10 protein-coding genes are annotated in these 12,152 nt (G+C 41.5%); 3 read left to right on the top strand and 7 right to left on the bottom strand.

Features of this window, described 5'->3' with window-relative positions; translation table 11 throughout:
- Positions 1-55 precede the first annotated feature (55 nt).
- A complete protein-coding gene (gene phnW, locus PSF67_RS14515) occupies positions 56-1,159 on the top strand; it encodes a 2-aminoethylphosphonate--pyruvate transaminase (RefSeq protein ID WP_102138181.1) in 1,104 nt (367 codons plus the stop codon).
- A gap of 9 nt (positions 1,160-1,168) precedes the next feature.
- Positions 1,169-1,978 carry a phosphonoacetaldehyde hydrolase gene (gene phnX, locus PSF67_RS14510; RefSeq protein WP_231068278.1) on the top strand — a complete coding sequence of 270 codons (810 nt, stop codon included), beginning with the start codon at positions 1,169-1,171 and terminating at the stop codon, positions 1,976-1,978.
- 47 nt (positions 1,979-2,025) lie between these two features.
- Here phnX and argF read toward each other — a convergent pair whose 3' ends face one another.
- On the bottom strand, positions 2,026-3,051 hold the full coding sequence (gene argF, locus PSF67_RS14505; RefSeq protein ID WP_231068279.1) for an ornithine carbamoyltransferase: 1,026 nt from the start codon (positions 3,049-3,051) through the stop codon (positions 2,026-2,028).
- Between the two features lie 169 nt (positions 3,052-3,220).
- Between argF and rraB the strand changes: the two genes are divergently transcribed.
- Positions 3,221-3,634, top strand: coding sequence for a ribonuclease E inhibitor RraB (gene rraB, locus PSF67_RS14500; RefSeq protein WP_004907524.1), 414 nt, complete (start codon positions 3,221-3,223; stop codon positions 3,632-3,634).
- Positions 3,635-3,765: 131 nt separating this feature from the next.
- On the opposite strand, the gene PSF67_RS14495 is transcribed toward rraB, so the two are convergent.
- From PSF67_RS14495 to PSF67_RS14470, 6 genes are all read right to left on the bottom strand, one after another.
- Positions 3,766-3,963: a heavy-metal-associated domain-containing protein gene (locus PSF67_RS14495; protein ID WP_195697847.1), complete on the bottom strand. Its 198-nt coding sequence runs from the start codon at positions 3,961-3,963 to the stop codon at positions 3,766-3,768.
- 60 nt (positions 3,964-4,023) lie between these two features.
- Positions 4,024-4,485 carry a Cu(I)-responsive transcriptional regulator gene (gene cueR, locus PSF67_RS14490; protein WP_272677206.1) on the bottom strand — a complete coding sequence of 154 codons (462 nt, stop codon included), beginning with the start codon at positions 4,483-4,485 and terminating at the stop codon, positions 4,024-4,026.
- 43 nt (positions 4,486-4,528) lie between these two features.
- Positions 4,529-4,798 (bottom strand): glutaredoxin family protein, encoded by a 270-nt coding sequence (locus PSF67_RS14485; RefSeq protein ID WP_195697845.1) that lies wholly within the window; start codon positions 4,796-4,798, stop codon positions 4,529-4,531.
- A 66-nt stretch (positions 4,799-4,864) separates the two neighbouring features.
- The gene (locus PSF67_RS14480) at positions 4,865-7,360 is read right to left on the bottom strand and encodes a heavy metal translocating P-type ATPase (RefSeq protein ID WP_239979221.1); all 2,496 of its coding nucleotides are present in this window, start codon (positions 7,358-7,360) and stop codon (positions 4,865-4,867) included.
- A gap of 200 nt (positions 7,361-7,560) precedes the next feature.
- Positions 7,561-10,701 (bottom strand): efflux RND transporter permease subunit, encoded by a 3,141-nt coding sequence (locus PSF67_RS14475; protein WP_272677245.1) that lies wholly within the window; start codon positions 10,699-10,701, stop codon positions 7,561-7,563.
- Positions 10,701-11,885, bottom strand: coding sequence for an efflux RND transporter periplasmic adaptor subunit (locus PSF67_RS14470; protein ID WP_272677204.1), 1,185 nt, complete (start codon positions 11,883-11,885; stop codon positions 10,701-10,703). Before PSF67_RS14470 ends, PSF67_RS14475 begins: the two co-directional genes overlap by 1 nt.
- Between the last annotated feature and the right edge of the window lie 267 nt (positions 11,886-12,152).

Genomic DNA, 12,152 nt, shown 5'->3' with positions numbered 1-12,152 from the left:
TGGGCGGGCTACGATCATTATAATAGCAATCTGGTATAGACCAAAGGTGAATTGAATGACAAACAACAATTATTTGCTATTAACACCGGGGCCGCTTACGACGTCTAAAACGGTGAAGGAAGCCATGCTGTTTGATAGCTGTACATGGGATGATGATTACAATTTAGGTGTTGTCCAAAACATCCGCCAACAGTTAGTCGCACTGGCAACCGATAAAAAAGGGTATTCGTCGGTGTTACTGCAGGGAAGTGGGAGTTATGCGGTTGAAGCTGTTCTAGGCAGTGCAATTGGCCCTAAAGAAAAAATCTTAATTATCAGTAATGGCGCCTATGGTGCTCGAATGGCAGAAATGGTTCAAGGTTTAGGAATTTCCCATTGTATTTATGATTGTGGTGAAGTGTCTCTGCCTGATCTACAGCAGATTGAGCAGATATTACAACAGGATAACCCGATCACGCATATTGCGATGGTGCACTGTGAAACCACGACAGGGATTTTAAACCCGATAGAAAAAGTCGCGAAATTAGCTAAGCAATATCAAAAACGCTATATCGTGGATGCAATGAGTAGTTTTGGCGGGGTCCCCATGGATATTGCTGAGCTTAACATTGATTTTTTAATTAGTTCAGCAAATAAATGTATTCAAGGGGTTCCGGGGTTTGCTTTTGTTATCGCCCGTACCGAAGCGCTTGAACGTTGTAAGGGGCGTTCCCGTTCATTATCGCTAGATTTATATGCGCAGTGGCGTTGTATGGAAGATTTTCAAGGTAAATGGCGATTTACTTCTCCAACTCATACTGTATTAGCGTTTGCCCAAGCGCTCAAGGAGTTAGCTCAAGAAGGCGGGGTGGCAGCTCGCTTTCAACGTTATCAGGGGAATCAATACAAGTTGGTGTCTGGTATGCGTAAATTAGGTTTTACCACACTGTTAGAAGATAGCCTTCATTCGCCGATTATCACCGCATTTTACTCACCAAATTCGCCTGATTACCAATTTAAGCAATTTTATCAAAATTTAAAATCACAAGGCTTTGTCATTTATCCGGGCAAGGTCTCGCAAAGCGACTGTTTTCGTATTGGAAACATTGGTGAAGTTTATGAAAAAGACATTGATGCATTGCTGGTAGCAATAGAAAAAGCCATTTACTGGGAAATATAAGGAAAAGAAATGAACCGTATTGAAGCCGTTATTCTTGATTGGGCGGGAACCACTGTAGATTTTGGTTCTTTTGCACCCACTCAAATTTTTATTGAAGCGTTTAAAGGGGTGTTTGATATGGATATCACACTGGCTCAAGCGCGCATTCCTATGGGGCTGGGTAAATGGCAACATATTGAAGCATTAGGAAAATTACCAGAAGTAGATACGTTGTGGACAGCAAAATTTGGTCGTTCAATGAACAGTGAGGACATTGATAAAATCTATGCGGCCTTTATGCCATTGCAAATTGCTAAGGTTGTCGATTTTGCTGCACCAATCGCTGGCGTTGTCGACACAATCAATATATTACGCAGCCAAAATATTAAGATTGGCTCTTGTTCAGGTTACCCCCGTGCCGTGATGGAAAAATTAGTTCCTGCAGCAAAGGCGTTGGGTTACCAACCCGACTACTGGGTCGCGAGTGATGACCTACTTGCTGGTGGGCGTCCGGGGCCTTGGATGGCTTTACAGAATGTCATTGAGTTAGGCGTGGGGTCCGTCTCTGCTTGTATCAAAGTGGATGATGCTGTTCCTGGTATTGAGGAAGGGCGCAATGCTGGGATGTGGAGCATCGGGCTATCGGTTTCGGGTAATGAATTCGGTAAAACATGGGAAGAATATCAAGGGATGTCGATTGATGCGGTGAATTTATTGAAACAGCAAGCTGCAGAGAAATTGTATGCCGCTGGTGCTCATTATGTGATTGATACTTTGGCTGATTTACCATCAGTTATTGATTGTATCAATGAGCGTTTGGCAAAAGGTGAACGTCCATAATGATAGGTTACCCTCAACTCATTTGATTGAGTTGAGGGGGATAAATATTAAAAAATATTAATAGGAAGCTCTGGCGCTAATGTCGCCACCATTACCGCTTTGATGGTGTGTAAGCGGTTTTCTGCTTGGTCAAAGACAATGCTATAAGGTGATTCAAAGACTTCTTCCGTGACTTCTAAACCGCCAAACATATTGAATTCTTTAGCTAATTGAGCACCTAATGTGGTGTCTTCATTATGAAATGCAGGTAAGCAATGTAAGAACTTCACATTCGGGTTACCAGTAAGCTTGATTACATCCATATTCACTTGATATGGCTTCAATAAATTAATGCGCTGTACCCATACTTCTTTGGCTTCGCCCATCGATACCCACACGTCGGTATAAATAAAATCAGCATCTTTTACACCTTCGGCGACATCTTCTGTGAGTGTGATTTTTGCCCCCGTTTTTTGAGCCAGTGCTTGGCAAGTTTTCACTAAGTCTTCATCTGGCCAGCAACTTTTTGGCGCAACAAGGCGTAAATCTAAACCTGTGAGTGCAGCGGCTTCTAGCATCGAATTACCCATGTTGTTACGCGCATCACCTAAATAGGCAAATTTAATGTCTGAGAATGGCGTATTTGGTCGGTGTTCTTGGATGGTCAGCAGGTCGGCTAATAACTGTGTGGGATGGAATTCGTTAGTTAGTCCATTCCATACAGGCACTCCCGAGTGCGCGGCTAAGAGTTCTACCGTGTTTTGGGCGAATCCACGGTATTGAATACCGTCATACATCCTGCCCAAGACTCGAGCGGTATCTTTCATGGTTTCTTTATGGCCAATTTGGCTGCCTGAAGGCCCTAAATACGTGACTCTAGCACCTTGGTCAAATGCGCCAACTTCAAATGCACAGCGCGTCCGTGTTGAATCTTTTTCAAAAATAAGGGCAAAGTTTTTACCTGAAAGGAGGGGCTGTTCTGTGCCCGCTTTTTTTTCTGATTTTAACCAAGAAGAGAGTTTTAAAAGTGAATGAATTTCGCTAGAAGTAAAATCAAGTAACCTTAGAAAAGGTTTATTATATAGGGGATTCATAATTGGCAGCCTTTTTGTTTTGAATTAATATTCAATTTATATTCATAAAAATTCAAAATCAACCCCCAATGTAAAAGAAATTATCTTTAAATATATGGTTTCACTGTCAACCGTATGGGAGAATGGCGCAAAGAAAGATGAGCGACAAAGAAACAAAAGGGGTGTGGATATGGTAGATAAAGCTGAACTCGATGCGCAGTACGAAGAAACTCGCTTAATTATCGAAGAATTACTGGAAGATGGCAGCGATCCAGATGCATTGTATGCGATTGAGCATCATTTCTCTGCGGACAACTTTGCGCTGTTAGAAAAAGCGGCTGTTGAAGCTTTTAAACTAGGCTATGAAGTCACGGATGCGGAAGAGCTCGAAATTGAGACGGGGGAAACCCTGATGTGCTGTGATGTAATTAGTGAAAGTGCATTAAATGCAGAACTGATTGACGCACAGGTCGAGCAATTAATGAAACTGGCTGAGAAAATGGGCATCAACTATGATGGTTGGGGCACGTATTTTGAAGACCCAGATGCAGAGTATGACGACGAAGACGGTGACGATATCGACCCTGAAGATCGCGTACACTAGTTTGATAAACTAAAACGGTAATGTAAGCTTTTTATTTGCCTGCTTTTGAACAATGAACAAAAGCAGGCGTTTTATAAAAAACTTCAATAGCTGAAACCAGAGGTATAACAGTCTACGAAATAAACGATTTATTATTCCGGATCTGCTGGGTATTCCGCTGCACTGAGTGCTGTGCGGAAAATGCTTTCATCCATATTGCTGGTAATTTGCACTTTTTTGGTTGATGGGTCGGTTTCTACCAGTGCATTAGCATCGATATCCAATATAATTTTTGTGATTGATTTAGCGCAGCCACCACAAGCCATTTTAGGTATTGTCAGATTAATCATTTTTAACTCCTATCATTAACGTTTTGATAAATATAAAGCTTTACCCTATTGGAAGGTCAATTAATTTTTCACTGAATATGTGAAAAAATTACCTATTTGCCCTTTTTGACTAGCTAGAGGCTCATGGTGCTCAGCGGAATTAACCAAATTTTCAATAATAGGGCATTGGGGTTCACTATTACCATGGCAATGCTTTGTAAGTACTTCGAGTGCATTTGCGATACCTTGTAGTTCACTAATTTTTCTTTTTAATTCAGATAAGTGGGTAAGTGCCATATTTTTAACATCGGCACTGGCACGTTCTCTATTGCGCCATAAGCACAGTAAAACTGAAATCTGTTCGGTTGAAAAACTGAGAGCTCGGGCTCGGCGAATAAGATTAAGGCTATCGACATCAGATTGGCTGTAATAACGATATCCAGAGTTAGTGCGGTTTGCTTTGGGGATCAAACCTGTTAGTTCATAATAGCGGATCATTTTTGCTGAGATACCAGAAAGCTTAGCTGCTTGACCAATATTCATAATTTTATCTCCTCAACAGTTTGATATTTAAGAAATAAAATACCTAGTTTTTCTCTTTAGGTAATTTAAGCACTTCCATAATTTTCAACTTTTGCGATGAGAAAGTACCGTAAAAAATATGTTCGCCAATGAGGGTAATCGGTGCCACACGCACACCAGTCCTAGCTTTGGCCTCAGCCATAACTTGTGGATCAGTAAGGTCCCTTTCTTCAAAAGGAAATTGTTCTCTAGCTAGCCATTCTTTGAGTAATTTGCAGTCAGGACAAGCTGGTGTGGTATAAATCAGAATACCGGGCTTTGATGGGAGTGTCATAGTGGCCGCCTTACAGTTCTAAAAATTGTCGCCAGACTCAGAAGAGCCTGGCTATCGAGTTGTTTATTAAGAGAGGCTATTTTTCATTGGTGCTTGAAAGCGTTTTAGGCGTAAAGCGTTACCTAATACGAAGACGCTGGAAAGTGCCATTGCCGCTGCTGCTAAAATAGGAGAAAGCAGAGTACCGTTAATTGGGTAGAGCAGACCCGCAGCGACAGGGATCAACAGTGCATTGTAAGCAAATGCCCAAAATAGGTTCTGTTTTATGTTACGGATAGTTGCTTGACTTAATGCAATTGCGTCAACAACACCGCGTAGGTCTCCAGACATCAGTACAACATCTGCCGCTTCGATAGCAACATCGGTTCCTGTACCGATTGCTAATCCCACATCAGCTTCTGCAAGTGCGGGGGCATCATTGATACCATCACCAACAAATGCGACTTTATTACCATTGATTCGGAACTGTTTTAGTGCTGCAACTTTACCATCAGGTAATACTTCGGCTGCAATTTCATCTATTCCAAGCTGTTTAGCGATAGCAGCGGCAGTTGCTGCGTTATCACCAGTAATCATCGCAACTTTCAAGCCTAAAGCGTGTAGTGCGTTAATTGCTTCTGGGGTTGTTTCTTTAATTGGATCAGCGACAGCGATAATTGCCGCTAAACGTCCATCAATAGCTGCGTACAGAGGACTTTTTCCTTGTTCTCCTAGGCGTTGAGCTGATTGTTGGAAGTGACTGACATCCAAACCGAGTTGCTTCATAAAGCGATCTGCACCGACAGAAACCGTATGACTCCCCACTTTTGCTGAGATACCAAATCCAGGGATGGCTTCAAACTTTTCAATCGCTGCTAATGGTAAACCTTTCTCATTGGCTGCATTCACAATCGCTTCTGCAATTGGGTGCTCAGAGCGTGTTTCAATCGCGGCAACTAAGGATAAAACTTCATCATATTCAAAGCCATCGGCAGGGATCAAGTCAGTCAGTTCTGGGCGGCCTTTCGTCAATGTTCCTGTTTTATCGAGTGCGACAACAGTGACATCACGTAGAGCTTGCAATGCTTCTCCTTTGCGAAATAGCACGCCTAATTCAGCTGCACGCCCAGTTCCGACCATGATGGATGTCGGTGTTGCAAGGCCCATTGCACATGGACATGCGATGATTAATACGGCAACAGCGTTAATCAGTGCAAAGGTTAAAGCAGGATCTGGGCCAAAAATGAGCCAAATGAAGAATGTGATCACTGCCCCCGCCATAACAGCAGGAACAAACCACATAGTGACCTTATCCACTAACGCTTGGATAGGTAATTTTGACCCTTGTGCTTCTTCAACTAAACGAATAATTTGGGCTAATACGGTATTCGAACCTGTTTTCGTTACTCGGAAACTAAATGCACCGATTTTATTTATTGTGCCGCCAACAACTTCAGAGCCAATGTCTTTGGATACAGGGATTGGTTCTCCCGTGATCATACTCTCATCGACATAGGAAGTACCTTCAATGACTTCGCCATCGACAGGAATTTTCTCACCTGGACGCACGAAAACAATATCGTTGGCGATTACTTGATCCAGAGGGATCTCAAGCATTTTGCCGTCACGCTCCACTCGAGCTGTTTTAGCTTGTAACCCGACAAGACGTTTAATTGCTTGAGATGTTTTTCCTTTTGCGCGAGCTTCTAATGTACGACCCAGCAGAATTAAGGTCACGATAACGACCGCGGCTTCAAAGTACACATTTGCCGTGCCAGCTGGGAGGACCTGCGGTATAAAGGTTGCGACTACAGAGTACCCATAAGCTGCCGCAGTACCTACCGCAACAAGTGAGTTCATGTCTGGAGCTGCACGTAATAGCGCTGGAACACCTTTTTGGAAGAAACGTAAACCTGGACCGAATAGAACGATGGTGGCTAATACAAATTGGATATACCAATTGAGTTGCTGCCCAAGGTTTTCAGATACCCAGTGGTGGATCCCTGGAATAAAATGTGAACCCATTTCGATTATAAATACGGGTAATGTAAAAATTGCAGCAGTGAATAAAGCACGGCGCAGTGAACGCTCTTCATTTTCACGACGCTCATTGGCTTGGTCATTTGCATTGGTCGTGGTGTCTGACAACCTGCGAGGCTTATAGCCTGCTTGAACTATCGCCGCTTCTAGATCTTCGATAGCCACAGCTCCAGATAAATGGCGAATACGGGCGCGCTCAGTGGCTAAGTTAACATTTGCCTCAAGCACTCCAGGTATTTGTGATAATGCTTTTTCAACGCGGCCGACACAAGATGCACAAGTCATCTCTTCAATTGCCAATTCGGTTGTTTCTTCACGAACTTTATAACCTGAACTCTCTATTGCTCGGACTGCAGCATCAGGGTCAACATGACCTTTAAAAGTAATGTCTGCACGTTCTGTTGCTAAGTTCACTATAGCAGTATCAATATTTATGACGGCTTTTAATGCTTTTTCAACACGACCGACACAGGATGCACAAGTCATGCCTTCTACTGGCAAACTCAGCCTGTTGGCGGAGGTGTTAGATATATTTGTTGTCATGGATTTTACCCTCTAAGATGGCTTTATTGGATAAAGTCTAAGCTTTACCTTAAGGGTAAGGTCAAGTGTTTTTTATTATTATCGATATTGATAATAACATTTTTTATTTCATTGTTTTGTAAGGTGTTTTCTTTTTTTAGATTAAGCCACTCACTAAACTATTGGTGTTTAGTGAGTGGCGAGACTGAATTAAATATGTTTTAGAGTGATTTTTTGGACGTTAACTGCCGTATTGCCATATAAAAGACAGGGGTGAGTAATAAACCGAAGAAGGTGACACCTAGCATCCCAAAGAAAACTGCTATTCCTACCGCTTGTCTCATTTCTGAGCCAGCTCCCGTCGCTAATACGAGAGGAATAACTCCGGCTATGAAAGCGAAAGATGTCATTAATATAGGGCGTAGCCTTAAGTGTGAAGCTTCTAAGACAGCGGTTAGAGGGCTCTTTTCTTGTTTTTCTTGTGCTATTGCAAACTCAACAATCAAAATAGCATTTTTCGCGGCAAGGCCCACTAAAACAATGAAAGCGATCTGCGTGAAAATATTATTATCTCCACCGAGTAACCAGACCCCTGTAATTGCAGAAAGTAGAGCCATTGGCGCTATTAATAATACTGAGAATGGTAACGACCAACTGTTATATTGAGCGGCTAATATTAAGAAGGCAAATAATACCGCCAATGGGAAAATATAAAGTGCTGAGTTACCCGCCAATTGTTCTTGATAGGTTAAATCAGTCCATTCAAAACCCATCCCTTCAGGTAATGTTTCACGTAAGATTTTTTCCATTGCATCAGTTGCTTGGCCGGAGGTATAGCCCGGTGCAGCATTTCCAGTGATATCAACGGAAGGATAACCATTATAGTGGATCACGCGATCAGGACCATTTGTACGAGTAATAGTGACCAAAGTACTTAAGGGGATCATTTCGTCATGTTTATTACGAACCTTGATCAGTTCAATATCTTTGGGATCCGTTCTAAATGGTGCATCCGCTTGAACAATTACACGGTAAGTTCGACCAAAACGGTTGAAATCATTGACGTAGAGAGAACCCAAATTAATTTGTAAAGCATCAAAAATGTCAGTCAATGCGACACCTTGAGACTTGGCTTTTTCACGATCAATATCGACATCTATTTGTGGGGAGTTGGTCTGAAAACTTGCCATCATTCCTGTTAATTCTGGTGATTGCATAGCCTTCATAAGAACTTGTTCTTGAACTTGAGCTAATGCTTCAAAGCTTAGGTCAGCTCTATCTTCTATTTGTACTTTAAAACCACCCATTGAACCGAGCCCAGGTACCGGAGGAGGGGGAAATATACCAACAAATCCGTCAGGTATTTGGCTGAATTTTCCCATTAATCGTTCAGCTATTGCATCTGCAGACAAAGAGGGGTCATCGCGCTCATCAAAAGGTTTGAGCATGGCAAACATAAGGGCGGAGTTAGGTAAATTCACTGGTCCATTTACAGATAGCCCCGGAAAAGCGACTACATTCTCAACCCCCGGTTCCATTAAGGCAAGGCGTGACATTTCTTTTACAACAGCTTCTGTTCTATCGAGAGAAGAACCTGGGGGGAGTTGAGCAACACCAATCAAATAATATTTATCTTGTGCGGGGACAAAGCCATTCGGTACGGCTTTGAAGCCCATCGCTGTTAATCCAACAAAACCCAGATATAGCACTAATATAATTAAGCTTCCGCGAATACAACGGCGTACGAGTTGAACGTACTTGTTAGATAATGCATTGAAAAATAAATTAAACTTTGCGAAGAAACGGCTGAATATTGCATTGATAGCACGAGTCAGCCAGTCTAATTTAGCACTACCGTCATGTGGTTTGAGTAAAATTGCACTTAGAGAAGGAGATAATGTCAGTGAGTTAATAGCTGAAATAATCGTTGAAATAACAATAGTTAATGAAAACTGGCGATAGAACTCACCTTGTAACCCAGATAAAAAAGCGGTAGGGATAAAAACAGCGGCTAGAACCGAGGTTATAGCGAGAATGGGGCCTGTCACCTCGTCCATCGCTTTAAATGCGGCTTCTTTTGGGGCCAAGCCATTTGCAATATGCCTTTCAACATTTTCAACAACGACAATTGCATCATCTACAACGATCCCTATTGAGATAACTAAACCAAATAGAGATAGAGTATTTAGAGAAAAACCAAATAGGTACATAAAGGCGAATGTACCGATTAACGAGACAGGTACAGCAACCAATGGAATAATCGAGGCTCGCCAGCTTTGTAAAAATAAAACAACAACAAGGACGACGAGTATAGTGGCTTCAAGTAGAGTAATGACAACAGACTTCAACGATGCACTAACAAATACTGTAGGATCATAGGCGATTTTATAATCAATCCCGTCGATGAAATGAGTCTGTAAGCGCGCCATGGTTTCTCTAACGGATTCGGCAACGTCTAATGCATTCGCTCCAGGGTTCATGACAATTTGCAACCCAACGGCATTTTGCCCATTCAATAAGCTACGTAGTGAATAATTATCGGCCCCTAACTCTAGTCTGGCGACATCTTTTAAATAAGTCGCTTGGCCATCTTTTCCAGAGTGAACAATAATATTGCCGAATTGTTCCTCGGTCGTTAGTCTCCCAAGAGCATTTATACTGACTTGAAAGGAGGACATTGAGTTCGGTTGTTGCCCGATAGAGCCTGTAGCAACTTGAATATTTTGTTCTTGAATCGCAGTAACGACATCATTTGCAGTGAGCCCTAATGAAGCTATTTTTGTTGGGTCGATCCATGCGCGCATTGCATATTCACCTTCTCCCCACACTAATGCGCTGGCTATACCGGGTAATCTTGCAATTTCATCACGCACATTAAGTAATGCATAGTTAGAAACAAATAGGGGGTCGTAGACATTATTTGGTGAGTACATGTGAACGACCATGAGTACATCTGGTGAAGTCTTCTCGGTAGTCACTCCTATTTGCTGTACTTCTTGAGGTAAACGAGGGATCACACGTGATACCAAATTTTGTACTTGGATTTGAGCAATATCAGGGTCAACATCTTGTCTAAAGGAAATGGTGAGAACCATCTTGCCATCGGTAGACATTTGTGAACTCATATAGAGCATACCTTCGACACCATTTACGGCTTGCTCGATAGGAGAGGCAACAGTGTCAGCAATGACCTTTGGGGTGGCTCCAGGGTAACTTGCAATAACCTGTACTGTCGGTGGTGTTACCGATGGATACTCGCTAAGAGGGAGCTTATAAAAGCTTAATATGCCTGCTATTAATATAAATATCGATAAAACCATAGCGAAAATAGGGCGCTGTATAAAGAAGTGGGGAAACTTCATCATTGTTTCTCCTCAGCTTCATTTGTCGTGATTTGCCCGCTATTATAATCAGGCATGACTTCCATACCGGGTCTTACAAGACCTTTAATAATAATTTTCTCACCAGCAGATAAACCGTGATGAATGACTCTGAGACCATCAACCATGGAGCCTAATTCTACGGGGCGATATTCTGCTTTATTATTTTTATCAAGAACGAGAACATAATTTTGTCCTTGATTAGACCCAATGGCTTGGTCATCAATTAAAATAGAAGGTGTTTTTTCTCCAATAGGAAGCTGTGCACGAATAAAAGCACCGGGTATCAACTTGCCATCTTTATTTGCAATAACAGCTCTAGCTTTTACAGTGCCAGTCGTTCGTTCAATTTGGTTACCAATAAAATTAAGATGGCCAGTATATGGTGTGCTTTTTTCATTTGGCAATTGTATGACCACAGGAGGTAAAGTGGTATCACGATTGTTTACCGTTGATGATTGTAAATTCGTGAGCTTATGAAAAGTGGCTTCATCAATATCAAAATAAGCATATATTTGGTCAATAGACACGATAGTTGTTAAAGGGGTAGCTTCGTTTGTATCCCCCCCTGTCACTAAGTTGCCTTCAGTAATAAATGCTCGATCAACCCGTCCCGTAATCGGTGAACTAATTTGGGTATAAGATAAATTTAATTTTGCAAATTCTACGGCGGCTTTGCTGGATCTCACTTGTGCATTATTTGCTGTGAGCAGAGAAAGGGCATCGTCATAATCTTTACGGGAAACAGCCCCTTTATCGACTAACCCCTTTAAACGTTGGTAATTTCTCTTCGCTTGTGCGGCTAGAGCCTCTGCTTGGCTTAATTTTCCTTCAGCCTCGAGTAGCGCGATCTGAAAGGGGTGGGGATCGATTTTAAAGAGTAAATCACCTTTTTTAACTAATTGTCCTTCTGGAATTTCCACAGAATTAATGCGCCCACCAACGCGAGGACGCAAATCAACAATTCTTGGGGATGCTAAATAACCTGTAAATTCAGAAGATGGAATAATTTCACGTTGAATAACTTCTGCTACAGGCACTTTTGGAAGCATTGTGGAATTAGCGGTTTCTGATTGATTATCTCTCTTTGTATCTTGTGCGATGGCTAGGCCACTTATATTCATAGCCACAATAAATGTGGCATATATTCCGATTACCATTTTCATAATAAACCTTACCTAATTAATTGATTTAATTGTTAGCTTAAATTTTTAATAAAAAATGTTTTTGCAGGGTAAAGGTTACAGTAGTTGTAAGGTCAACATATTTAATGAAATAAGAACATGGTGAAAGGTTAAAAATTAGATAACATTAATTTTTAGTTAATACATTAATGGTTGAATGGCTTTTTTATTAAATTTAATTGTAATGCTTAAAATTAAAATAAACTATTGACCTTGTATCTTCTTTAAGGTTTTTAATAACTATTATCA

Source organism: Providencia sp. PROV076 (assembly GCF_028483405.1).
Classification (GTDB): domain Bacteria; phylum Pseudomonadota; class Gammaproteobacteria; order Enterobacterales; family Enterobacteriaceae; genus Providencia; species Providencia huaxiensis.
Note: the sequence above shows the minus strand (reverse complement) of the source record. Positions and strands in the feature narration are given on the sequence as shown.